18 protein-coding genes are annotated in these 23,083 nt (G+C 70.5%); 2 read left to right on the top strand and 16 right to left on the bottom strand.

The features are described from left to right. Positions 1–33 precede the first annotated feature (33 nt). From trpD to M8445_RS09355, 11 genes are all read right to left on the bottom strand, one after another. On the bottom strand, positions 34–1,041 hold the full coding sequence (trpD, locus tag M8445_RS09405) for an anthranilate phosphoribosyltransferase (protein WP_273987515.1): 1,008 nt from the start codon (positions 1,039–1,041) through the stop codon (positions 34–36). Continuing rightward, the gene (locus M8445_RS09400) at positions 1,038–1,694 is read right to left on the bottom strand and encodes an anthranilate synthase component II (RefSeq protein WP_273987514.1); all 657 of its coding nucleotides are present in this window, start codon (positions 1,692–1,694) and stop codon (positions 1,038–1,040) included. The genes trpD and M8445_RS09400 overlap by 4 nt, the downstream gene beginning before the upstream one ends. A gap of 158 nt (positions 1,695–1,852) precedes the next feature. Beyond that, positions 1,853–3,289, bottom strand: coding sequence for an anthranilate synthase component I (gene trpE / locus M8445_RS09395; RefSeq protein ID WP_273987513.1), 1,437 nt, complete (start codon positions 3,287–3,289; stop codon positions 1,853–1,855). 256 nt (positions 3,290–3,545) lie between these two features. Beyond that, positions 3,546–7,085: a DEAD/DEAH box helicase gene (locus M8445_RS09390; protein WP_273987512.1), complete on the bottom strand. Its 3,540-nt coding sequence runs from the start codon at positions 7,083–7,085 to the stop codon at positions 3,546–3,548. Positions 7,086–7,260: 175 nt separating this feature from the next. Continuing rightward, entirely contained in the window at positions 7,261–8,427 is a 1,167-nt protein-coding gene (locus M8445_RS09385) for a PQQ-dependent sugar dehydrogenase (protein WP_420704085.1), read from the bottom strand. A 136-nt stretch (positions 8,428–8,563) separates the two neighbouring features. Continuing rightward, on the bottom strand, positions 8,564–8,845 hold the full coding sequence (locus M8445_RS09380) for a YiaA/YiaB family inner membrane protein (RefSeq protein WP_273987511.1): 282 nt from the start codon (positions 8,843–8,845) through the stop codon (positions 8,564–8,566). 401 nt (positions 8,846–9,246) lie between these two features. Beyond that, positions 9,247–10,572 (bottom strand): 3-phosphoshikimate 1-carboxyvinyltransferase, encoded by a 1,326-nt coding sequence (gene aroA, locus M8445_RS09375; RefSeq protein ID WP_273987510.1) that lies wholly within the window; start codon positions 10,570–10,572, stop codon positions 9,247–9,249. A gap of 362 nt (positions 10,573–10,934) precedes the next feature. After that, a complete protein-coding gene (locus M8445_RS09370) occupies positions 10,935–11,936 on the bottom strand; it encodes a 3-oxoacyl-ACP synthase III family protein (RefSeq protein ID WP_273987509.1) in 1,002 nt (333 codons plus the stop codon). Then, a complete protein-coding gene (locus M8445_RS09365) occupies positions 11,933–13,258 on the bottom strand; it encodes a F390 synthetase-related protein (RefSeq protein ID WP_273987508.1) in 1,326 nt (441 codons plus the stop codon). The genes M8445_RS09370 and M8445_RS09365 overlap by 4 nt, the downstream gene beginning before the upstream one ends. Further along, positions 13,255–14,067 (bottom strand): MBL fold metallo-hydrolase, encoded by an 813-nt coding sequence (locus M8445_RS09360; protein ID WP_273987507.1) that lies wholly within the window; start codon positions 14,065–14,067, stop codon positions 13,255–13,257. Before M8445_RS09360 ends, M8445_RS09365 begins: the two co-directional genes overlap by 4 nt. Further along, a complete protein-coding gene (locus M8445_RS09355; protein WP_273987506.1) occupies positions 14,064–15,047 on the bottom strand; it encodes an NAD-dependent epimerase/dehydratase family protein in 984 nt (327 codons plus the stop codon). The genes M8445_RS09360 and M8445_RS09355 overlap by 4 nt, the downstream gene beginning before the upstream one ends. Before the next feature lie 131 nt (positions 15,048–15,178). Between M8445_RS09355 and M8445_RS09350 the strand changes: the two genes are divergently transcribed. After that, a complete protein-coding gene (locus M8445_RS09350; protein WP_273987505.1) occupies positions 15,179–15,604 on the top strand; it encodes a hypothetical protein in 426 nt (141 codons plus the stop codon). Between the two features lie 9 nt (positions 15,605–15,613). On the opposite strand, the gene M8445_RS09345 is transcribed toward M8445_RS09350, so the two are convergent. From M8445_RS09345 to M8445_RS09330, 4 genes are all read right to left on the bottom strand, one after another. Then, a complete protein-coding gene (locus tag M8445_RS09345) occupies positions 15,614–16,750 on the bottom strand; it encodes an XdhC family protein (RefSeq protein WP_273987504.1) in 1,137 nt (378 codons plus the stop codon). Positions 16,751–17,064: 314 nt separating this feature from the next. After that, on the bottom strand, positions 17,065–19,443 hold the full coding sequence (locus tag M8445_RS09340; RefSeq protein ID WP_273987503.1) for an aerobic carbon-monoxide dehydrogenase large subunit: 2,379 nt from the start codon (positions 19,441–19,443) through the stop codon (positions 17,065–17,067). After that, positions 19,440–20,009, bottom strand: coding sequence for a (2Fe-2S)-binding protein (locus tag M8445_RS09335; RefSeq protein ID WP_273987502.1), 570 nt, complete (start codon positions 20,007–20,009; stop codon positions 19,440–19,442). Before M8445_RS09335 ends, M8445_RS09340 begins: the two co-directional genes overlap by 4 nt. Continuing rightward, a complete protein-coding gene (locus M8445_RS09330; RefSeq protein ID WP_273987501.1) occupies positions 20,006–20,887 on the bottom strand; it encodes an FAD binding domain-containing protein in 882 nt (293 codons plus the stop codon). Before M8445_RS09330 ends, M8445_RS09335 begins: the two co-directional genes overlap by 4 nt. Positions 20,888–21,030: 143 nt before the next feature. Between M8445_RS09330 and M8445_RS09325 the strand changes: the two genes are divergently transcribed. Then, positions 21,031–21,156, top strand: a complete 126-nt coding sequence (locus M8445_RS09325) for a hypothetical protein (RefSeq protein ID WP_273987500.1) — start codon at positions 21,031–21,033, stop codon at positions 21,154–21,156. A gap of 293 nt (positions 21,157–21,449) precedes the next feature. Here the strand turns inward: M8445_RS09325 and M8445_RS09320 are convergent, their stop codons facing one another. Then, entirely contained in the window at positions 21,450–23,063 is a 1,614-nt protein-coding gene (locus tag M8445_RS09320; protein WP_273987499.1) for a catalase, read from the bottom strand. Between the last annotated feature and the right edge of the window lie 20 nt (positions 23,064–23,083).

Raw genomic sequence — 23,083 nt, 5'->3', positions numbered from 1 at the left:
GGCCTGTCAGCGTCCTATCTCCGGCCGGACGGGTCAGCTGCCGCGCGTGCGGGTGGCGTAGCGTTGCAGCACGTTCCAGCCCGCCCCGCTGCTCATGACCGTGCGCGCCAGTTCCACCCCGGCGCGGATGGATTCCACCGCGCCCGCCGTGCGCAGGGCCGCCCCAGCGTTCAGTGCCACGATGTCCCGCTGGGCAGGTGTGCCGCCGCCGGTCAGCAGGGCGCGCGTGATCTCCGCGTTCTCGGCGGGCGTGCCGCCCACGATCGCCTCTCTGGGGTGCAGGTCCACGCCCGCCTCTTCCGGGTGCAGGGTGCGGTCGATGATCTCGCCGTCCCGCAGGCCCGAGACGGTGTTCACGCCGCTCACCGTGAATTCGTCCAGCCCGTCGCCGTACACCACGGTCGCGCCACCCGCCCCGAGCAGGCGCAGCACCTCGGCCAGCGTGCGCGTCAGCTCGGGCTTGAACACCCCCACCACCAGATGCGTCGCGCCGGCCGGGTTACTGAGTGGTCCCAGTATGTTGAACACCGTCCTGGCCGCCAGGTCCGACCGGACGGCCGCCGCGTGCCGCAGGGCCGGGTGGTAGTTGCGGGCGAACATGAACCCGATGCCCAGGGTGTTCACGGCGTCCGCCACGACCTCCGGGCTGGCGTCCAGGTTCACGCCCAGCGCCTCCAGGACGTCCGCACTGCCGGCGCGGCTGCTCGCGGCGCGGTTGCCGTGCTTGGCGACCGGCACGCCCGCGCCCGCCACCACGAACGCCGTCGTGGTGCTGATGTTGAAGGTGTGCGCGCCGTCGCCGCCCGTGCCGACCACGTCCAGCAGCACCGGGCGGGGCGTGACGTTCACGCGCACCGCGTTCTCCCGCATGGCCTGCGCGAAGCCCGCGATCTCCTCGGCCGTCTCGCCGCGCACCCGCAGGGCTGCCAGGGCCGCCGCGAGCCGCACGCCGCTCATGTCGCCCTCCATGACCTCGCGCATGAACGCCGCCGCGTCCCCCTGCGAGAGCCGCTCGCCGTTCATCAGCCTCGCGTGCATCATGCGCCCGCCTCCCCCGCCAGCGCGGCCCGCGCTGCCTGGAAGGCCCGCACCTCCGCCAGGAAATTCCGGATCATCTCCATGCCGCCCTCCGTGGCGATGCTCTCCGGGTGGAACTGCACGCCGAACACCGGGAATTCACGGTGCCGCAGCGCCATCACGACCTCTTCCTGCGGGTCGGTCGTCCAGGCGGTCGCCACCAGTTCCGGCGGCAGGTCCCGCACCACCAGCGAGTGGTACCGCGTGACCGTCACCCCGTCCCGCAGGCCCGCGAACAGCCCGGAGCCGTCATGCCGGACCGGACTGGTCTTGCCGTGCACCGGCAGGATCGCGCGGCCCACCTGCGCCCCGAACGCCTCCCCGATACTCTGGTGGCCCAGGCACACGCCCAGCGTCGGCACAGTCGGCCCCAGTTCCCGGATCACCGCCACGCTCTGTCCCGCCTCGGTCGGCGTGCAGGGTCCCGGCGACACCACGATCGCGTCCGGGTTCAGCGCCCGCACCTCGTCCAGCGTGAACGCGTCGTTGCGCCACACGGTCAGGTCCGCGCCCAGCTCCCCGAAATACTGCACGAGGTTGTACGTGAACGAGTCGTAATTGTCGATCAGCAGGATGCGGGGTGCGGGGTGGGGGGTGGGAACAGATGGGGTGGTCATCGTGATTGTCCTTTCATGCGCGCAGAGCGGGTGTCCGGGTAGGCGACGGCGCTGGAAATTCGGCACTGGAGATTCGGCGGGTCGGGACGGTCAGCGCCTGAACGGCGGGGCCGGGCGGTGGGCTGCCGGGCGCGGCCGCCCCACTCCCGACCCTGCACTCACAGCCCTCCGGCGGCCAGTTCGACGGCGCGCATGAGGGCGGCGGCCTTGTTGCGGGTTTCGAGTTCCTCGCTGGCGGGGTCGCTGTCGGCGACGACGCCCGCGCCGGCCTGGATGTGAACCTGACCGCCCGTGATGACCATGGTGCGCAGCGTGAGGGCCATGTCCATGCTGCCGTCGTGGGCGATGTAGCCGAAACTGCCGCCGTAGGGGCCTCGGCGGGTGGGTTCGAGTTCGTCGATGATTTCCATGGCGCGGATCTTGGGGGCGCCGCTGACGGTGCCCATGGGTTGCACGCTGGCCAGCGCGTGCAGGGGCGTCTGGTCGTCCCGGAGGGTGCCGGTGACGCTGGAGACGATGTGCATGACGTGGCTGTAGCGTTCGATGGTGAAGGCGTCGTGCACGCGGACGCTGCCGTACCGGCTGACCCGGCCGAGGTCGTTGCGGCCCAGGTCGACGAGCATGAGGTGCTCGGCGCGTTCCTTCTCGTCGGCCAGAAGTTCTGCGGCCTGGGCGTTGTCGTGTTCGGGGGTGGTGCCGCGCGTGCGGGTGCCGGCGATGGGGCGGGTGGTGACGGTGCGGCCGTCGCTGGCCAGCAGGCTCTCGGGGCTGCTGGCGACCAGCGTGACCGGCCCGAGTTGCAGGTACCCGAGGTACGGACTGGGGTTCACGCGGCGCAGGGCGCGGTACAGCGCGAAGGGGTGCAGGTCGCCCAGGGGCGCGCTGAAGCGCTGGCTGGGCACCACCTGGAAGATATCTCCAGCGCGGATGTAGTCCAGGGCGCGGTTCACGGCGTCGCGGTAGGTGTCGGGCGTGAAGTTGCTGGTGAAGGTGGGGGCGGGCGTGGGGTTCTGGCCGGGCACGTAGGGCAGCGGGCCGCGCAGGCGCTGCACGAGCGCGGCGACCTCGGCGTCGGCGTCGGCCTGCTGCGGGGCAGTGGCGACGGCGATCAGGCGGTGCTTGAGGTGGTCGAAGATGACCATGCCGCGTGGCGCGATGAAGCAGGCGTCAGGCACGCCGAGTTCGTCGGGGTTGCTGTCGGGCAGGGTCTCGTACGCACGGATCAGGTCGTACGCGGCGTACCCGACGGCCCCGCCGATCAGGGCAGGCAGCCCGGCCGGAACGGGGGCGGGGCGGGTGGCGGCGGCGTACAGGTGCGCCAGGGGGTCGGGCACGGGGCCGTCGTGCGTGCCGAAGGTGCCGCTGCTGGTGACGTGCGTGCCGCGCGCCTCGAAACGGCCCTGTTCGCCCACGCCGATGAACGAGTACCGGCCGAGTTTCTCGCCCGCCTCGACGCTTTCGAGGAGGAAGGCGACGGGTTCGCCCTGCGCGGCCTTCAGGTACGCGGTGACGGGCGTGTCGAGGTCGGCGTTGAGTTCCTGCGCGGCGACGGCCAGCGCGTGCGGGGTGTGGGGGTGGGCTGTGGGATTCGTCATGACGCTCCTGGGTGTCGCCGCCGGGGGCAGGGTGGCCGGGTGAGGTGAGGTGGGCCGTACAGAGAACGCGCCCGGTGGAGTGATCCACCTGGGCGCGTTCCGTGCGGGAACAGCAGACGTGTCAAGCCCAGGGGAAACCGGGCCACCACCACTTGCCGTTCGCGTTCATGCGGCGCAGCATAGCGCCCCGGCCGGGCGGGACTCAAGCGGGGCGCGGGGGCCGGTCTACACCGTCCGGCCTGTCGGTGGATGCGCCTCACCGCCGGACCAGCACGTCCGGGCGGGTCAGGGCGCCGTCACGGCCGTTGCCGTCGGTGCTGTCGTCCTCGTCGGGGTCGCGGCTGTCCGGCCCGGCGTCGCTGTCGGCCCCGTCTTCCAGCGGCGCGAACAGGCGGTCGAGGTCGGCGGTGGTCAGTTGCGTGGCGTCGCTCAGGCCGCCGTCCAGAATGCCGCGCGCCAGACTGGCCTTGCGCGCCTGGAGGTCCAGGATGCGTTCCTCGACGCTGCCCGCCGCGATCAGTTTGTACACGAACACCGGTTTGTCCTGCCCGATGCGGTACGCGCGATCGGTCGCCTGATCCTCGGCGGCCGGGTTCCACCACGGGTCGTAGTGGATGACCGTGTCGGCCGCCGTGAGGTTCAGGCCGACCCCGCCGGCCTTCAGGGTAATCAGGAACACGTGCGTCTTACCGCTCTGGAACGCCTCGATCTGACTCTGGCGATCCTGGGTGCTGCCCGTGATCATGGAGTACGGAATGCGGATGTCGCGCAGCCAGTCTTCCAGGTGGCCCAGCAGCGTGGCGAACCCGCTGAAGATCAGGACGCGGCGGCCTTCCTCGACCATCTGCGGCAGGTTGGTGCTCAGCCACTCGAATTTCGCGTTGCCTTCCACGCTGCGCGCCGCTTCCAGTTTCACGAGGCGCGGGTCGGTGACCGCCTGCCGGAGTTTCAGCAGGGCGTCCAGGATGGCAATGGTGCTGCGCGACAGGCCCCGGGCGCGCAGTTCCTCACGCACGCGGGATTCGGTGGTGACGCGCACCGTCTCGTACAGGTCCCGCTGGTCGCCGTCCAGCGTGACGCGCACCGGAATCTCGGTCTTGGGCGGCAGTTCGCGCGCCACGTCCCGCTTCTCGCGGCGCAGGATGAACGGCCGGACCCGCGCGGCCAGCGCGGCGCGCCGCCCCGCCTCGCCGCGCTTCTCGATGGGCGTGCGGTACAGCTCCCGGAAGGTTTTCTCGTCGTGCAGCAGGCCCGGGGCCAGGAAGTTGAACTGCGACCACAGCTCGCCCAGGTGGTTTTCCAGTGGCGTGCCGGTCAGCGCCAGCCGGTGCCGGGCGTTCAGAGCGCCCGCCGCCTTGGCCGCCGCCGTGCGGGCATTCTTGATGTTCTGCGCCTCGTCCAGAATCACCAGGTGGTACCCGAACGCGCCCAGCTCGTCGATGTCGCGCGGCAGCAGCGGGTACGTGGTCAGCACCAGATCATGCTGCGGAATCTGCGGGAACAGCGCGCGGCGGTCCTTGCCGTGCAGCGTCAGCACCCGCAGGTCCGGCGCGAACCTCGCCGCTTCCGCCTGCCAGTTCCCGATCACGCTGGTCGGCGCGACCACCAGACTGGGCCGGTCCGCGCGGCCCGAAGCCTGCTCGACCAGCAGGTGCGCCAGGGTCATGACGGTCTTGCCCAGACCCATGTCGTCGGCGAGGATGCCGCCCATGCCGTACTCGCGCAGGAATTGCAGCCACGCGAGGCCCTGACGCTGGTAGGGGCGCAGGTCGGCGTTCAGGTTGGCGGGCGGGGTGACGTCGCGGATGCCGTTGAAATCCCGGAGTTTGCGCCCCAGTTCCAGCAGGCGTTCGGCGCCGAGCCAGCGGGCCTGCACGGCCTCTTCGAGCTGCGCGACGCGGGCGGCGTCCAGCAGCGGCAGGCGCAGCGGCCCGGGCGGCAGGTCGCGCAGGTTCAGTTCGACCAGCACGCCCAGAATGGCGCGGATGCGTCCGGCGGGCAGGGCGACGCGGCGGCCGTCGTCGAGGGCGGCGTGCAGGGTTTCGGTGTCGTCGAGGGTGGCCAGGGCTTCTGGCGTGAACAGCCCCGGCTGGCGGGCGATCAGGTCCGCCAGGACCGGAATCAGGCTGATGCGGGTGCCGTCCACGACGATCCCCAGGTCCAGCGTGAACCAGCCGCCGAAGGAGTCGTTCGTCTCGCCGTACCAGTCGGTGATCTCGGCGAAGTTCATGGGGAAGTCCGGGTGGACGTGCACGGTGACGCCCTGCGCTTCCAGTTCGGCGCGGCCCGAGCGCATGAAGGTCATCCAGGCGTCCTCGTCGTCCCCCAGCGTCAGGAGGCTGTCGAGGTCGGGGGCCGTCAGGTGGTAGGTGTCTCCCAGGGCCTCTTCCAGCGGCATGAATCCGGCCAGGGCGACGGTGTGTTCGGCGTCGCGTTCCGCGGCCAGGTCGCGGGCCACGCGGGTCAGGACGCCCTCGCGGTACACGGTGGGTCCGGCTCCGCCCTCGGCGTGCGCGTCGGGGACGGTCATGCCGGCGTAGGCGTGGCGCAGGTGCGCGGTGGGCACAGTCACGGGTTCCGGACGCGCGCCAGGGGTGTGGTAGGCAGAGTCGTGACGTGCGCCGGGCCGGGACGACAGGTGCAGTTGCGGGGTGTACGGCAGGCGTTCCTCGCGCACGCGCACGGTCTGCGGGATGGGCAGGTTCAGGCCGGTCGCGGTGATGGCGTGCGCCAGCGCCACCGCCTGCGCGGGCGGCAGGACCGGCCCGGTCAGGAAGCGGGCCACCTGATCGGGCGGCGTGTCGGTCTGCACGCGCGAGAGCAGCGTGGTCGGGGTGGGCGCGGCCCTGCGGCGGTTCTGGTTCTGCGGCTGGGCCGCGCTCTGGTGGGCGGCGTTCTGCTGGCTGTCCGGGGCGAGGCGCTGCACGGCCCAGGGGCGCGGGGTGGGCAGGATGACGGCGTCCGGCGCGTCCGGGACGTGCAGGGTGGGCGTCTGCGCGCCGCGTGCATCGGACATCCAGGCGAGGTGGCCGTGCAGGTCCGGGCCGCGCGTGAGGGTCGTGTCCGGGCGTTCCCAGCACAGGCGGCCCGAGTCGAGCATGCTGTCAATCAGCAGGTCGGCGGCCGGGTGGTCACCCAGGACGTGCAGTTCGTCCTGCCAGCGGCCGGGTTCGTGCGTGGCGGTCGTGGCGACGTCCAGCAGGCGCAGCAGGTGCGTGTCGCGCCGCACGAAGGCCGGGGCGCTGGCGAGGTTGCGGGGCAGCGAGTACCGTTCGGCGCCGCTCAGGTCTGGCAGGTCGCCGCGCAGGGGCACGCGCGTGAGCTGCACGGCCACGCGGCGCGTGCCGCCGACGCTGGTGCCAGGCGGCAGGAAGCGCAGCACGTACCGCAGCTCGAACTGCCGGCCACGGGCGGGCGCGCGGGTCTCCGTGAACGACGCCAGCCACTGCTGCGTGCGGGCGTCCAGGGGTTCCTCGGTGGGCGCGGCGTCCGGCGCGGGTTCCGTACGGGCGGGGCGGGGACCGTCGGGCGGGTCGGTCGCCAGGACCAGCGCGGCCACGTGCCGGCAGCGGTAGCGGCCGCAGGTGCAGCTGCTGCCGCGCAGTTGCGGGTCCGGGGGGGGCAGCAGGTCCACGGTGGCGTGGTAGGCCTGCCCGGCGTCCACGACGGTCGCCTCGGCGTGCCAGCCCGCGTCGGTCCAGTGGCGCGTGACGCTCTGCACGCTCTCCTCGCGCAGCGAGAGGCCCTGCGCGGCCGTGTCGAGCGCGAAGCCCGGCGGCAGACGGCTGAGCTTCATGCGCTCACCCGGCCGTCAGCGTGGACGCGCCATACAGGCGTCCGGCCGGTCGAGCGGGACGGAAAGGACGGAACGCCAGTAACAAACACGCCCCGGAGTCTAGCGCGCCGCTGCCCTGAACGAAGCTGCACACCGACACGAAGCGCGTTCCGGCACCAGGGCCAGCGCCCGGGCTTCAGCGGGCCTGGATGCGCCAGACGCGCCCGGCCCCGTCGTCACTGAGCAGCATGGCCCCGTCCGCCGCGACGACCAGATCGACGGGACGCCCCGCGACAGTCTGGCCTTTCAGGAAGCCCGTCACGAAGTCCGTGGTCTTGCCGCTCTGCGGGTCGATCATGATGACCTTGTAGCCGCTCCTGGCGCTGCGGTTCCAGCTGCCGTGCAGCGCCGCGAACATCTGCCCCCGGTACGCGGCGGGGAACGTCTTGCCGTCGTAGAACGCCAGTCCCAGCGGCGCGGAGTGCGCGGTGGTCAGCGAGAAGGCGGGCGTGGCGGCCTTGCAGGCATCGGCGGTCTTCTTCCCGAAGTCCCTGTCCCACACCTGCGCCTGTCCGGGCTGCGTGGTGTAGCAGTACGGCCAGCCGTAGAACCCGCCGGCCTTCACGCGGTAGAAGCCTTCGGGCGGCAGGTCGTCACCCAGCATGTCACGGCCGTTGTTCGTGGCGAACAGCTGACCCCCGAACCACTCAATGCCCACGGCGTTGCGCAGACCAGTCGCGTAGGGTTTACCGTTCCTGCCGTCGGCGTCGTACACCCAGATGGCGGCGCGTTTCGGGTCGCTTTCCTCGCAGACGTTGCAGGTGCTACCCACCGCCACGTACATCCGCCCATCCGGCCCGAATTCCACCGTGCGGGTCGAGTGACCGCCCGCGCCCGGCAGGCTCACGATCTTCTGCGGGGCGGCGCTGGCCTTCGTGTCACCGGGCCGGTACGGGTAGCGCACCACCCCGTCCGTGTTCGCCACGTACAGGTAAGCGCCGTGAATGGCCAGCCCGTGCGGCTGGTTCAGGCCGCTGGCGTACACCTGCTTACTGTCGGCCTTCCCGTCACGGTTGCGGTCCGGCATGACCGTGACCGTTCCGGCGCTCTGGTCGCTGATCAGCACGTCACCGTTACTGGCCACGACCATGAAGCGCGGTTTCTTGAATCCGTCTGCGAACAGCGTGACACTGAACCCGTCCGGAACGTTCAGGCCGGCGGCCGGGGCACCCTGAGCGCAGCCGGTCCCCGACACGGCCAGCATTCCCGCCAGGAGCGCTGCGGCCGCGCGCCCCACCCCAGAGCGGGCAGACGACGCGGACGGGAAGGACGGCAGCGGACGGCGGGCACGAATTGAGAACATGCTTCAGGAGAGCAGCCCCTCATGAGCCGCGCCCACCAGCGGCCTCAAGCGCAGCTTCACGCCAGCTATGGGGGAGGGGGCAAGGGGGCGACGCGGTCAGGTCCGTTCACTCACCGACAGCCGCTCCCTACCCGTATCAGCTTTCGAATTTGCTGAGAACCTGCTCGGTGCGGGCACTCTTGACGCGGTTCACGAGGCGTTCGTACTCGTGCCTGTCACGCAGGCTCTTGCTGAGGGTCAGGGTGCTGGCCGTGAGGAACAGGGTGCCCATGTACAGGTAGCCCTTGACCCACCAGTCGACGGGAATGAAGAAGATGCCCAGCAGCATCAGGCTGATGCTGATCAGGAACGCGATCCAGATGAAACTGAGCCACGCGGGGGAATCACCGACAAGATCCGGGGTGTTGAACTGAGTCATGACTGGAACCTCCTGTGACCTGCACTGGGTCTGATACGGACTCCGGTTGAATGGTTTGCACAAACCGTTCAACCCGAGCGGAGCGAGTGGGAGTTGGACGGGTTCCGGACGTGGAGTTGGCAACTTGGCGCCTTCCCAAGTTGTCAACGAAACAGACGGAATCCGTATGATTCTGCCGTGACCGGCACGCGCCGCTCAGGTGCCCTTGCACCGGGCCGGGACAGGTGCTAGTGACCCGCCGTCCGGCTGTGCCCGGTACGCCCCCAGCATAGGAGCGGGACAGACGTCCCACGCCAGCTTCTGAACGCACTCCAGAAAAGCCGTTCCAACCCGCCCCCAGACACAAAAAAGGCCGCCCCGGTCCAGGGCAGCCTTCCCGTTCCCGCTGGTGCTCTGGCCCGTCAGGCGCGCGTGGCTTCCGGATACTCGAACCGCGCGCCCAGCTCTTCCAGGTGCCGGAAGAACAGCGGGTAACTCTTGCGGATGTGGTGCGCGGCCGTGATGCGGATCGGCGCGGCCGCGCTGAGGCCCAGGATGGTCAGCAGCATGATCATGCGGTGATCGCCGTGCCCGTCGGCGGTGACGCCCCCGGCGAGACTGGGCGTACCCGTGACCGTCAGGCTGTCCTGCGTTTCACTGACGCTCAGGCCCAGGCGTTCCAGTTCGCGGCGCGTGTCGCTGATGCGGTCGCATTCCTTCAGGCGCAGGGTGTACACGTTCTCCCAGGTGGTCGTGCCGCCCGCCAGCGACGCTGCGCCCGTCAGGGCCTGCACGGCGTCCGTAAAGCCGTCCCCGTCGCGCACCACGCCATGCAGGGGCCGCCCGCCCCGCACGGTCAGCACGTCGCCGTCCCGCACGATGTCCGCGCCCATCTCGCGCAGCACGGCCACCGCCTCCCGCTCGCCCTGAAGGTCCTGCTCACGCAGGTTCGACAGGCGCACCTCGCCGGGCCGCGTGACCGCCGCCGCCAGGATCGCCGCGCTGCCCGGGTAATCCCCCGGCACCAGCACCCGCCCCGCCCGGAACGCCTGCCCACCCGGAATCGAGATGCGGCTCAGGTCCTCACTGGCCGACGCCCGCACCCCGAACGCCGCCAGGGTATCCAGCGTCTGCCGCAGCGGCGCGTGACTCTTGATCTCCCCCGTCAGGCGCAACTCCAGCCCGTCCGGGAGGAGCGGCCCCAGGAACATCAGCGCGCTGGCGTACTGACTGCTGCGCTCCGCACTGACCTCCACCACACCGCCCCGTATCGGCCCCGAGATGGACACCGGGAACATGCCGTCCCGGCTCTGCACCCGCGCGCCCAGCCGCGACAGGGCCTCCAGCAGATCCCCCTGCGGCCGCTTACCCAGCGAATCCGGGTAGTCCGTCACGAACTCCGTCCCGGTCGTCAGGGCCGCCACGCCCATCAGGAACCGCGCCACCGCCCCCGCATTCCCCGGATTCAGCGTCACGCCCGCACGCGGACTCGCACCGAAGCCCCGGATCACCGCGTCCCCACCCACCAGCTCCACGCCCGCACCCCAGTCCCCCAGGCACCGCAGCATCGCCCCGGCATCCTCACTGGTCGCCACGCCCACCACCCGCGACTCCCCCACCGCCAGCGCCGCCGCCAGCAGGTACCGCGTCGTGTAATTCTTGCTCGGCTGCGCCCGCAACTCCCCCCGCAGTTCAGGCGCAGGATGCACGATCACGTCAAACTTCTCCGGCAGGCCGTCAACACTCATGGGGCCAGCGTAGCCCGCACACAGGAACCGGGCCGGGGTGCTGTACAGGAAGGGAAGTGGGTTGTGGGCAGGGGGAAGGGAGGCTGCTGCGCAGCGGAACCCCTCAGTCAGCTTCGCTGACAGCTCCCCTCAAGGGGAGCCAGGAGGCTGGCTCACGTAACCGTCGTCGCCACGAGGCCCGTCGTGCGCGAAGCGCGCGGGGCGAACGACGCGAGGGCGAAGGATGGCGTGTGAGGAGTCGCCGTCCCCGCCCGACACCCACCACAAACGCCCGCGAAATACCTGCCCAGTGCCAACGCTGGCTCCCCCTGCCCCCCTGGGGTAGGGGGCTGGGGGGTGGGGAAACCGCAGCCAGACAACCTCTACAACTCCCAGATCACCCCCCCCGCGATGAGCCCCGCCCCCGTGCCGACCAGCAGAGCCGTGTCCCCCGCGCCCAGCCGCCCGGCTTCGAGCGCCTGGTGCAGTGTGAGGGGAAGGCTGGCGGCGATGACGTTCCCGAGGGTGCGGAGCGTGACTTCGACCTGTTCTTCGGGCCAGTGGTAGCGGCGCATGAGGTCGAGGCCGGCCTGACTGGCCTGGTGGGGGATGACGCGGGTGATGCCGGGCAGGCCGCTGCTGAGGCCGGGGCGGAGGCGTTCGAGGAAGGGGGGCACGACGCGGCTGGCGAGTTTCAGGACTTGCAGGCCCTGCATGTCGAAGGTGAAGTCGGTGGGGGTGGCGTCTGGGTGGTTGGGGTGCCGGAGGGTGCCGCCGCCGGTGATGCGGGTGTGGTCGGCTCCGGCGGGGTGGGTTTCGGTGCGGCCAGCGTGCAGGCCCTGGTGGGGGTGTTCGGGTGGGCCGAGGAGGACGGCGGCGGCTCCGTCTCCGATCAGGAGGGTGCTTTCGGGTTGTGCGGGGTTGAGGCCGACGCTGCCGCCTTCGCTGCTGATGATCAGGACGTGCCGGGCCTGCCGGGTGTGGATGAGGAGCGCGGCGTGCTGGAGGGCGATGAGGAAGCTGAGGCAGGTGGCGTGCAGGGAGTACGTGGCCTTGCCTTGCAGTCCGAGTTCGCGGGCGTAGAGGGCGGCGCCGTCGGGGATGGGTTGCAGCTGGCTGCCGCTGGCGTTCAGGAGGACGTCCACGTCGCTGATGTCCAGTCCGGCGCGGTTCAGGGCTTCACGGGCGGCCTGCGTGCCGAGGCTCAGGGCGGTCTCGGTGCCGGACAGCCAGCGCCGTTCGTGGACGCCTGTGCGTTTGATGGCGAGGTCGGCGGGGACGTGGCACAGGGCGGCGACCTCGGCGGTGGGAACGCGGCGTTCGGGCAGCGCCTGGGCGGTGGCGAGCAGGCGCACGCCCAGCATGGCGGGGTTGGGTTGGGTCATGTGGGGTTCCAGGTGCGGGTGACGCGGCGGCGTTTGGTGCCGGGGGCGGGCGGGTCGAGGGGCCGGGTGGTCAGGGTGAGGCGTTCCGGGTCGGCGGGCGTGCGCAGCAGGGCGGCGTGAACGGCGTGCAGGGCGAGTGCGTGGGTGGCAGGGTCGTGCGGGTCGAGGTGCAGGGTGAGGGCGGCGGGGCCGGTCTGTTCGGCGTGGTACTCGTTCAGGCCGGGCACGCTGGCCAGGGCGCCGCGCAGGAAGTCCGGCCAGACGGTGACGGTCTCCCCTGCCGCGCCGGGCAGGTGCAGGGCGTCGTCCTGGCGTCCGGCGATGCTGTGCACGCGGCGGGCGGCCTGTCCGCAGGGGCAGGGGTCGGGGTGCAGGCGCAGGGCGTCGTTCAGGCGGTGGCGGATGAACGGCTGGGTGCGGCGGCGCAGGTCCGTGATGACGGGTCGGTGCAGGCCGTCTCCGAGGGGTTCCCCACCATCCAGGGGTTCAAGGTCGAAGTGCACGTGCGCTTCGTTCAGGTGCAGGTGCCCGTGCGGGCAGGGCAGGGCCAGCAGGCCCTCGGTGGCCTGGTAGACCTGCACGACCTCACCCCAGGCGCTCAGGTGGGCGGCGTCGTCGGGTTCGAGGACCTCGGCGACGCTGATGACGCGCTGGCCCTGCACGCTGGCTCCGGCGCGCTGCACGGCCCGCAGGACGCTGGGCGGCCCGACGATCAGGGTGGGTCGGTAGGCGCTGAGGTCGTGGGCGAGGTCGGGAACGGGACGCAGCAGGTCGAAGAAGCGCAGGCCCAGGCGGCCGCCCTGCACGCTGCGGTACAGGGGGCTGTCGGCGCGCAGGAAGAACGCGACGCGGTGGCGGCGGGTCAGGCCGCGCAGGCCGCCGGGCAGCAGGTGGCGCAGGACCGTGCCGGCCCAGCGGGCCTGTTCGTCCGGGCCGACCAGGAAGACGCCCTGGGTGCCGCTGGTACCGGTGGACAGGCCGACCGTGACGGGGCCGCGCGGGCCGGGCAGGGTGGGTGTGAAGTCGCGGGTGGTGTCGGCGTGGCGGGCGACCTCCAGTGCCCGCTCCAGCGTGACGCCCACCGTGTTCAGGGTGTCGAAGGTGGCGAGCATTCCGGTCTTGTCGGTGGGGGGCAGTTCGCGCCAGCGGCTCAGGGGCAACCCGGCAGCGCGGAAGCGGGCGGCGACGGCGGGGCTGTGCACCGCGACCCAGCGCAGGTGGTCGTGCGCCAGCCGCTCCTGGTGGCGTTCCAGGGCGGCGCGGGTACGGAAGTCCAGGCGGGCGTCGTCCAGCGCGGCCAGCAGGGTGGGCAGGGCGTTCACGGCCACCCTTCCGGCGTGTCGTGGCTGACGTGCACGCGCGCGGCGGGGTTGGCGTGCAGGAAGGCGCGCAGGGCCGCGCCGCTGCGGCGTTCCTGGGCGGGGTCGGCAAAGGCCACGCGGGCCAGCGGATGCACGGGGCGGTCGTGCCGGGCGGCGCGGGCACTCCAGGCGGCGTCGGCGGCCAGGACGGTCAGGCCCGCGTCCTCCTGGGCCAGCAGGGCGATCATGCCGGGCGCGTGTCCGGGGACCGGCACGGCGCGCAGCAGGCCGTCCCCGAACACGTCCGCGACCTGCGTGAAGGGGTGCAGGTCGTCCCCGGCCGCTGCGAAGTCCAGCCACGTGCAGCGGTCCTCGAAATCGTCGGGCAGCAGTTCCGGCATGAAGGCGCGGCGCACGGCCCGCACGCCCCGCAGGGCCCGCAGCGGTTCCCAGGCGCGGCGGTCAAGGTGGAACGTCGCCTGCGGGAAGTCGCGCAGGCCGCCCACGTGATCGGCGTGCAGGTGCGAGACGATCACGTGCCGCACCTCCTCTGGCGGGAAGCCCAGCACGCGCAGTTGCTCGCGGGCCGAGTCGTGGGCACCGAACTGCACGGGCGTGATCAGGCCGTAGATCACGCCCGGCCAGCGGCGCATCGCGGCGACCACACCCGCGCCGTACCCGGTGTCGAACAGCACGGGGCCGCGCGTGGGGTGCAGGATCAGCGTGAAGCCCGCCGGGTACGCCTGCACCCGCCACGGCGAGCCGCGCTCGGTGATTGCCGCGAGGTTCAGGCACGATCCGGCCCGCAGGGGAATGACGCGGACGCTCATGCCTCCCCTCCCCGCAGCCCAGCAAACACGTCCGCGAAACCCTGTTCTGGCGTCACGACCGGCGCGTAGCCCAGCCGCTCGCGGGCACGCGTGAGGTCCAGCGTCATGGGCCGCGTCAGCAGGCGCACGCCGCTGGCGGTCAGGGGCGGTTCGGGCCGGTCGGGGTGCAGGTTCGCGCCGAGTTCCAGCAGGCGGGCGGCCCCCTCCAGCAGCCGCGCAGGCACGCGCCGGGTGGGGCGGGGCACGCCCAGCGTGTCGGCCAGCCGGTCCAGCGTCGCCCACAGCGCAATGGCCTGCCCGTCCGTGACGTTGAACACGCCCGGCGCGGGGCGGGTCAGGGCCAGCGTGATCACGTGCGCGACGTTGCGCACGTCGGTCAGTTCCGTCCAGACCTCGCTGCTAGTCAGGCGGGGCAGGCGGCCCGCGCGCAGCGCCGCCGCCAACCGGGGCACGATGCTGGTATCCCCCACGCCATAAATGCCGCGTGGACGCAGGATGGTCGCGTCGGGCAGCGCCGCCCGCACCGCCTGCTCGGCCTGCCATTTGCTGCGCGCGTACAGGCTGTCAAAGCGCGGGCCGACCGGGGTGTCCTCACGCACCTGATCCGTGCGCCGGGTCGCGTTGTACACGCTGGGCGTACTGACATGCACCAGCCGCACGCCCCGCCGCGCACACGCCTGGGCCAGCGCCGCGCTGGGCTGCACGTTATCCGCGTGAAAGTCCTGCGCGCGGCCCCACAGGGTCGAGCGGGCCGCCGCGTGTACCACGCCGCCTACCGGCTGACCATCCACGCCGCGCAGCAGGGCGTCCCAGTCCGCGCCGCGCAGGTCGGCCGCCACGAAGCGCACGCCCGCCCCCTCCAGCGCCGCGCCGCGTGCCCCGTCGCGGCCCAGGCCCGTCACGGTCTGCCCGGCCCGCGCGAGTTCACGGGCCGTCACCCCACCCAGGAACCCGGTCGCGCCCGTCACCAGAATGTTCATCGCCCGTGATTATGGACGCCCGGCCCGCCCGGCACCGCCAGATCTGAACGGCGTTCAGGCCATGCGGCGCACAGGAGACTGCGCCGTTAGGCCGAGGCGCAGGCCAGGGGCCGCCCGCTACGCTGCGTCCCATGACGACTCCCGATGTTCACGCCAACTTTCAGGCCGGTCAACGCTGGACGTACCGCACCCGCCCCGGCGAGGACACGAGCACCGTGCTGATCCTGCGCCGCGACGACGAACCGACCGGCACGGTGCTGCACGTGGCGCTGGACGGGTTGCGACTGGGGAACCCGCACCTGCGGGGCGGCGTGCAACCGCAACTGGGCCACGCCCCGGTCACCGCGGACGCCCTGCGTGCCAGCGTGCTGGAGCTGATCGGGACGGGCGGACCGCTGCCCGCCGACGACAGCGGTTACCGCCAGTGGCGCGAGGCCGCCGACCGGGGTGAGGCGGGCGTGTTCACCCTGACCCTCGCAGAGATCCTGAACCTGATCGGGCAGGCAGTGGCCCCGGCACCCGTGGACGGCCTGTTCGGCAAGACGAACCGCCGCTGAACGCCGCGCTCAGGCCGTCAGGTAGCGCGCCGGGTCTTTCAGGAAGCGGGCCTTGCAGTGCGGGCAACAGAAGGCGTACGTCTGCCCGTCCAGTTCGGCAGTATGCCGGGCCGGGAGGGTGACGGTCATGCCGCACACCGGGTCCACGGCGCTGCCCGCCTCTGCCGGGGCGGTAGGTGCGGCGTTCAGGACGGTCAGGGCAGGCAGGTCCATCACCTGCGCCAGCAGCGTGGGTGGCGCAGGTGACGGTTCAGCAGTGGGCGCGGCGGGCACGGCCGGGAGCTGCTCAGACACTGATCGGGTCGGCCCGGACGCCTGCCGGTCCAGCTGCACCAGTTCTGCCAGCACGCTCAGCGCCACCTCGTGCGGGGTGCGGGCGCCCACGTTCAGGCCCACGGGCGCACGGATGCGGCCCAGGTCCGCCTCCCCGAAGGAGCTCAGCATGGCCAGCGTCTCGCGGACGTTCGCGGCGCGTTTCGGGCTGGCCAGCAGGCCCACCGGGTTCGGCTGGGCGCGCAGCAACGCCTCGATTGCCGTCTCGTCGTAATGTCCCTGCGAGGCCACGACGCTGCGCACCCGCGCGCGCTGCGCGGCAGGCAGGGCCGACAGGCGGGCGGTCAGGGTGCCCAGCGGCACGGCGTCCGGCTCGTCCGCCACCTCGTCGTCGTCCAGCACGCGCCACACGCGGTCACCCATCAGGCCAGCGTGCGCAGAGATGGCCCGCGCGACCGGCGTGTGGCCCACCACGATCAGCAGGCGCGGCGGCAGCAGCGGTTCCAGGAACACCTCGCTCTCCCCTTCCGACGCGCAGTTCATGGGCACCGTGACCCGCTCGGCGAAGGCGTGCTCGGCGTCCGGCGCGGCGCCCGGCACGATCCGCACCAGCCGCGCCTGCCCGCCCTGCAACGCCAGCAGTGCCTGCCGCCGCACGATCTCGCGGGAACAAGCGCCGCCCACGAAGCCCTCCATGCGACCGTCCGCGTGAATCAGGGCCTTATCGCCCACCTGCGCCGACACGGGCGCGCGGCGCGACACGACCGTCGCCACGACCGCCGACGCACCCTCGCGCGCCAGACATGCCAGCCGTTCGGGCAGGTCGGGAATGAATTCGGTGTCCCCGGTGGGACGCTGGGGATCAGGGGTCATACGGTCTCCAATTGAACGGTTTGTAAAAACCGATCAATCCGAGCGGAGCGAGAAGGAGCAAAGAGGGTTCCGGGCGTGGAGTTGGCAACCCGGCGCCCTTCCGGGTTGGTAACGAAACAGACGGAATCCTCGTCATACGGTCTCCAATGGATACACCCGCCCGGTGAGGGGCGGGGGAAGAAGGTCGATGTCGGGGGCAACTCCTGGGTCACCTGCAACCCCTCAGTCACCTGCGGTGACAGCTCCCCTTTAAGGGGAGCCACTTCAGTTTCAGCCTCCCCTCTAAGGGGAGGTGGCCCGCAGGGCCGGAGGGGTCAGTCGCTCGCGGCGGCGGCTTCTGCGTTGCGGATGGCCTTCCAGACTTTCTCGCGGGTCAGGGGCATGTCGATGTGCGTGACACCCAGGGGCGACAGGGCGTCCATGACGGCGTTCACGAACGCGGCGGGACTGCCGACGTTGGGGCTCTCGCCGACGCCCTTGGCGCCGATGGGGTGGTGGGGGCTGGGCGTGACGGTGCTGCCGGTCTCCCAGACGGGCGCTTCGACGCTGGTGGGGATCAGGTACTCCATGAAGTTCGGGGCCATGTTGTTGCCCTGTTCGTCGTAGGGGATTTCCTGCATGAAGGCGATGGCGAAGCCCTCAGTGAGGCCGCCGTGCACCTGTCCCTCGACGATCATGGGGTTGATGACGGTGCCGCAGTCGTCGATGGCGAGGAAGCGGCGGACCTTGACCTCGCCGGTCTCGGCGTCGACGTCCACGACGGCGATGTACGCGCCGTGCGGGAAGGTCATGTTGGGCGGGTCGTAGTACAGGCTGGCTTCCAGGCCGGGTTCGTTGCCCTCGCCGGGGTTGGTGTACGCCGCGAATGCGACTTCTTTCATGGTGACGCTGCGGCTGGGGGCACCCATCACCTGGAATTTATGCTCGACCCATTCGATGTCTTCAGTCGCGGCTTCCAGCAGGTGCGCGGCGACTTTCTTGGCTTTCTCGCGCACGCGGCGGGCGGCGAGGGCCAGCGCAGCTCCGGCGACCGGGGTGCTGCGGCTGGCGTAGGTGCCCAGGCCGTAGGGGGCGGTGTCGGTGTCGCCTTCCTCGACCAGCAGGTTCTGGGGGTCCAGGCCGAGTTCCTCGGCGACGATCTGCGCCCAGGTGGTTTCGTGGCCCTGGCCCTGGCTTTTCGTGCCGGTGCGGATGATGCCGGTCCCGGTGGGGTGAATGCGGATCTCGGCGCTGTCGAACATCTTGATGCCCAGGATGTCGAAGTGCTTGCTGGGTCCGGCGCCGACGACCTCGGTGAAGGTGCTGATGCCGATGCCCATGTACTCGCCACGGGCGCGTTTCTCGACCTGTTCGCGGCGCAGTTCGGCGTACCCGATCTGGTTCAGGGCCTTGTCCATGGTGCCTTCGTAGTCGCCGCTGTCGTACGTGAAGCCCAGGGCGCTGTCGTACGGGAACTGGTCCTTGCGCACGAAGTTCTTGCGGCGCAGTTCGGCGGGGTCCATGGTGAGTTTTTGCGCCAGGATGTCCATGCCGCGCTCGATGGCGTAACTGGCTTCGGTCACGCGGAACGAGCAGCGGTACGCGACGCCGCCCGGCGCCTTGTTCGTGAAATACGCATCGAGTTCCGCGAACGCGACCGGGAACTGGTAACTGCCGGTCACGACGCCGAACATTCCGGCCGGGTACTTGCTGGGGTCGGCGGCCGCGTCGAACGCGCCGTGGTCGGCGACGGTCTTGACTTTCAGGGCGGTGACGGTGCCGTCCTTCTTCGCGCCGATGGTGACGTCCATGTGGTAGTCGCGGGCGAAGCCGGTGGTGGTGAGGTTCTCGGTGCGGGTCTCGATCCACTTGACGGGCGTCTTGAGGATCAGGGCGCCCACGATGGCGCACACGTAGCCGGGGTACACCGGGACCTTGTTACCGAAGCCGCCGCCGATGTCCGGGGAGATCACGCGGATCTTGTCCTCGGGGATGCCGGTCACGAGCGAGATGGCGGTGCGGTACACGTGCGGCGCCTGACTGGTCACCCAGAAGTGCAGGCGGCCCATGGCGTCGAACTGCGCGACGCAGCCGCAGGGTTCCAGCGGGGCGGGGTGGCAGCGGGGCGCGTAGATGCGCTCGGTGACCACGACCTCGGAGTCGTCCAGCGCGGTCTGGGTGCCGTCCTTGTCGCCGCTGTCCCAGTGGTAGATGTGGTTGGTCTTGTCCTCGCGGTCGTCGCGCAGGATGATCTCGTCTTTCATGGAGTCGAAGGGACTGATGACCGGGTCGAGGGGTTCGTAGTCCACGTCGACCAGTTCGGCGGCGTCGCGGGCGGCCTCGCGGGTCTCGGCGAACACGGCCGCGACTTCCTGATGCTGGAACAGGACCTTCCCGACGGCCAGGACCATCTGCTTGTCGAAGCCGTGGAAGGTAGGCAGCCACGCCAGCGACGCGGCCACGAGGTCCTCGCCGGTGATGACGGCCTTCACGCCGGGCATGGCCAGCGCGGCCGTCTTGTCGATCCCCTTGATGTTCGCGTGCGGGTAGGGGCTGTGCACGATGGCCATGTACAGCATGCCGGGCAGGCGCATGTCGTCCACGTAGTTGCCGTTCCCGGTCAGGAAGCGGGGGTCTTCCTTGCGTTTCATGCTCTTGCCCATGGTCAGGGTCTGCGGGCCGGCGTTGTTCGCGGCGTCGGTTTCGATGCTCACTGCGCTCCTCCTTCGGCGGTGCCGGTGCTGGGAGTGGGGACCATGCCGGCCAGGGCCTGCGCCTGCGCCTCGTCGCGCATGACGCGCGCGGCCTGCTGCACGGCCTTGACGATGTTGTTGTAGCCGGTGCAGCGGCACAGGTTGCCGCTCAGGAACTCGCGGACTTCCTGGTCGGTGGGGTCCGGGTTGTGCCCAAGCATGGCCTTGGCGGTCATGAGCATGCCGGGCGTGCAGTACCCGCACTGCAGGCCGTGCTGGTCCCAGAAGGCCTGTTGCAGGGGGTGCAGGTCGCCGGGGCTGCCGAGGCCCTCGACGGTGGTGATCTCGTGCCCTTCGGCCTGCACGGCGAACATGGTGCAGGACTTGGCGGGCGTGTCGCCGTCGATCAGCACGACGCAGCAGCCGCACGAGGAGGTGTCGCAGCCGACGTGCGTGCCTTTCAGGCCGGCGTCACGCAGGGCGTAGGCAAGCAGGGTGCGGGGTTCGACTTCCTGGCGGATGTTCTGCCCGTTCACCTTGAGGGTCACGGTGCGCAGGGCGGTGTCGGTGGTTTCGGTGGCGGTCATGCGGTCACTCCCGTGCCCAGGCGGGCGGCGCTGGCGCGAAGGCCGCGCGCGACGAGCACGCGGGCCATGTCTTTCTTGTACTCCACGCTGCCGCGCGTGTCCGCAAACGGGTCACTGACGGCGCGGGCTTCCTCGCTGGCGGCGCGGATGACGTCCTCGGTCAGCAGTTGGCCCAGCAGTAGTTTCTCGGCGGCGTCCACACGCACCGGGCGGGGGCCCGCAGCGGTCAGGGCGACCCCGGCGTGCGTGACGCGGCCGTCCTCGCCCAGCGTGATCTGCACGGCGGCGGCGGCGGTGGCGTAATCGCCGACCTTGCGCTCGATCTTCTGGTACGAGCCGTGCGTGCGGCCGTCCGGCGTGGGGAAGCGCACCTCGACGGCCAGTTCACCCTCTTCCAGCGAGGTCTGGAAGGAGTCCACCAGGAACTCGTCGATGGGGATCAGGCGTTCGCCGCTGGCGCTGCGGGCGACCATCACGGCGCGCGCGGCCAGGGCCGCCGCGCCCCAGTCGCCGCTGGGGTCGCTGTGGCACAGGCTGCCGACAACCGTGCCCAGGCAGCGCACGACCGGGTCGGCCACGACAGCGCCGGTGTCGGTCAGGAGGCTGTAGCGGGCGCGGACGTTCGCGTTGCGTTCCAGGGTCACGTCGCGGGTCATGGCGCCGACGCGCAGTTCGCCGCCTTCCTCATGTAGGTAGCCCAGGTCCTTCACGCCACCCAGGTCGACCAGCACGGCCGGGCGGGCGAGTCGCAGGCGCATGGCAGGAATCAGGCTCTGCCCGCCGGCCAGGATGCGGGCCTCGGCGCCATGCTGCGCGAGCGCGGCCAGGGCCTCCTCTGCTGAGTGGGCGCGGATGTAATCGAATGCAGCTGGAAACACGTTCTCCCCCTTGCCGGGTATGCCCCGGCACGTGAAACTTCCCTGTAAAGCGGTCCTGAGCAGCGTTCAGGTGAATGACGGAACTGTGAGTTACGGTTGATTCACCTCAGTATGAAGCCTTTCTGAAGAAACGCAAAGCGAGAATGACCACAACAGAGGCCCTGCGCCCGCACTGGGAGAAAGAAAAACCCGCCCGGCCCGGCAGCGCGCGCGTGCAGGCGCAGGAAAAAGGCGTGCAGGACGTGCTCCGGCAGCCGGGCAGACTGTAGGGAGAGGCTCGCAGCAACAGCGGAACAGAACGGCAGACAGCACAGAGGTGGACCTCCGGGCTTTCACCCAGGGTCCACCTCTGTGCTGTCTGATCTTGCTGTCGCTTGCTCATACGGACTCCGATTGAATGGCTTATAAAGCCATTCAATTCGAGCGGAGCGAGTGGGAGCAAAACGGGTTCCGGACGTGGAGTTAACAGATCGGTGGTGTTCCGATCTGTTAACGAAACAAACGGAATCCGTATCAGGACCGGATCGGGAGGCCGCGCGGGCCTGTCAATCCGGGCTGCGGATCAGTCGTCGGCGCTGACGGCCATCTGGGGTTTCTGGTCGCCGCCGGCCGCGTGGGTGTGCGTTTCGGTCAGCAGGTCGGTCAGTTCGGGTTTGGCTATGGCGCGTTTCTTGGCGATGCCGTCGCGGACGCCGCTGGACAGTTCGGCCGAGACTTTCTCCAGGTGGCCCACGAAGCGGTCCACGATGAAGTCGGGCACGCCCGCCAGGGCTCCGGCGAAGTTCATGGCGAGGCGGCCGCGTTCGCCTTCGCTCATGACGCGGTACAGCTCGCGGGGCTGGCCGTACAGGTCGGCGTCGTCCTCGGGCCAGCCGAAGCGGTCGGCCATGCTGCCCAGCGGCATGGGGGGTTCCTGCAGGGTGTCCGCGGGCACGTCGGGGCCGCCGTACGAGTTGGGTTCGTACACGGGCGTACCGCCGAAGTTCCCGTCGAAGCGCGTCTGGCCGTCACGGTGGTAGGTCATGACGGGACAGGCGGCCTTGTTCACGGGCAGCGCGGCGTAGTTGATGCCGATGCGGTAGCGGTGGGCGTCGGCGTAGCTCATGAGGCGGGCCTGGAGCATCTTGTCGGGGCTGGCACCGAAGCCGCGCGGCATGTTGCTGGGCTCGAAGGCGGCCTGCTCGATCTCGGCGAAGTAGTTCTGGGGGTTCTCGTTCAGTTCGAACTCCCCGACCTGCATCAGGGGGTAGTCGGCGTGCGGCCAGACCTTGGTGAGGTCGAAGGGGTTGATGTGGTACGTCTCGGCGTCCGCCTCGGGCATGACCTGGATGCTGACGGTCCACTTGGGGTAGTCGCCCTGGTCGATGGCGTCGAACAGGTCCTGGAAGTGGTAGTCGCTGTTCTCGGAGGCGATCTTCGCGGCGAGGTCCTCGGTGAGGTTCTGCACGCCCTGCTGGCTGTGGAAGTGCCACTTGACGTAGAAGCGTTCGCCCTGCTCGTTCCAGAGGCTGTACGTGTGGCTGGAGTAGCCGTTCATGAAGCGGTAGGAGCGGGGCAGGCCACGGTCGCCGAACAGGTACATGACCTGATGCAGGCTCTCGGGGCGCAGGCCCCAGAAGTCGAACTGCATGGCGTTGCTGCGCCGTCCCGTGACCGGGTGGCGTTTCTGGCTGTGGATGAAGTCCTGGAATTTGATGGCGTCACGCACGAAGAAGATCGGCGTGTTGTTGCCGACCATGTCCCAGTTGCCGTCCTCGGTGTAGAACTTCAGCGCGAAGCCGCGCGGGTCGCGGACGGTGTCGGGGAAGCCGCGTTCACCGGCGACGGTGCTGAAGCGGGCCAGCATGCGGCACTCGGCGCCTTCCTTCTGGAAGAGCCCTGCGGCCGTCAGTTCCGGGATGGCGCGCGTGACGCGGAAGGTACCGAACGCGCCGCTACCCTTGGCGTGCACGACGCGCTCGGGGACGCGCTCGCGGTTGAAGTGCGCCATGCGTTCGAGCAGGTGCCAGTCCTGCAGCAGCACGGGGCCGCGCTCGCCGGCGGTGAGGCTGTTGGTGTTGCTGGGGGCGGCGTTGCCGGAGTGGTTGGTCAGGCGTCCCTGGGGGGCCTGGGGGGCGGTGGTTTTCATGTCGGCGGACTCGTTAGGCGCGTAGACGGTGTCTTTCTGGTCGGGCATGGTGCTCTCCTGTGTGGATG

This window comes from Deinococcus aquaticus, assembly GCF_028622095.1.
GTDB lineage: Bacteria > Deinococcota > Deinococci > Deinococcales > Deinococcaceae > Deinococcus > Deinococcus aquaticus.
This window is presented reverse-complemented; position numbering and strand designations above follow the sequence as displayed.

Excerpts from the sequence above, each read along its gene's own strand:
- M8445_RS09350 (WP_273987505.1), top strand. The coding sequence starts at position 15,179 with ATGACGACTCCCGATGTTCACGCCAACTTTCAGGCCGGTCAACGCTGG.
- trpE (WP_273987513.1), bottom strand. The coding sequence starts at position 3,289 with ATGACGAATCCCACAGCCCACCCCCACACCCCGCACGCGCTGGCCGTC.
- trpD (WP_273987515.1), bottom strand. The coding sequence starts at position 1,041 with ATGATGCACGCGAGGCTGATGAACGGCGAGCGGCTCTCGCAGGGGGAC.
- M8445_RS09360 (WP_273987507.1), bottom strand. The coding sequence starts at position 14,067 with ATGAGCGTCCGCGTCATTCCCCTGCGGGCCGGATCGTGCCTGAACCTC.
- aroA (WP_273987510.1), bottom strand. The coding sequence starts at position 10,572 with ATGAGTGTTGACGGCCTGCCGGAGAAGTTTGACGTGATCGTGCATCCT.
- M8445_RS09390 (WP_273987512.1), bottom strand. The coding sequence starts at position 7,085 with ATGAAGCTCAGCCGTCTGCCGCCGGGCTTCGCGCTCGACACGGCCGCG.
- M8445_RS09345 (WP_273987504.1), bottom strand. The coding sequence starts at position 16,750 with ATGACCCCTGATCCCCAGCGTCCCACCGGGGACACCGAATTCATTCCC.
- M8445_RS09400 (WP_273987514.1), bottom strand. The coding sequence starts at position 1,694 with ATGACCACCCCATCTGTTCCCACCCCCCACCCCGCACCCCGCATCCTG.
- M8445_RS09325 (WP_273987500.1), top strand. The coding sequence starts at position 21,031 with ATGACCACAACAGAGGCCCTGCGCCCGCACTGGGAGAAAGAAAAACCC.
- M8445_RS09370 (WP_273987509.1), bottom strand. The coding sequence starts at position 11,936 with ATGACCCAACCCAACCCCGCCATGCTGGGCGTGCGCCTGCTCGCCACC.
- M8445_RS09335 (WP_273987502.1), bottom strand. The coding sequence starts at position 20,009 with ATGACCGCCACCGAAACCACCGACACCGCCCTGCGCACCGTGACCCTC.
- M8445_RS09355 (WP_273987506.1), bottom strand. The coding sequence starts at position 15,047 with ATGAACATTCTGGTGACGGGCGCGACCGGGTTCCTGGGTGGGGTGACG.
- M8445_RS09380 (WP_273987511.1), bottom strand. The coding sequence starts at position 8,845 with ATGACTCAGTTCAACACCCCGGATCTTGTCGGTGATTCCCCCGCGTGG.
- M8445_RS09320 (WP_273987499.1), bottom strand. The coding sequence starts at position 23,063 with ATGCCCGACCAGAAAGACACCGTCTACGCGCCTAACGAGTCCGCCGAC.
- M8445_RS09385 (WP_420704085.1), bottom strand. The coding sequence starts at position 8,427 with ATGTTCTCAATTCGTGCCCGCCGTCCGCTGCCGTCCTTCCCGTCCGCG.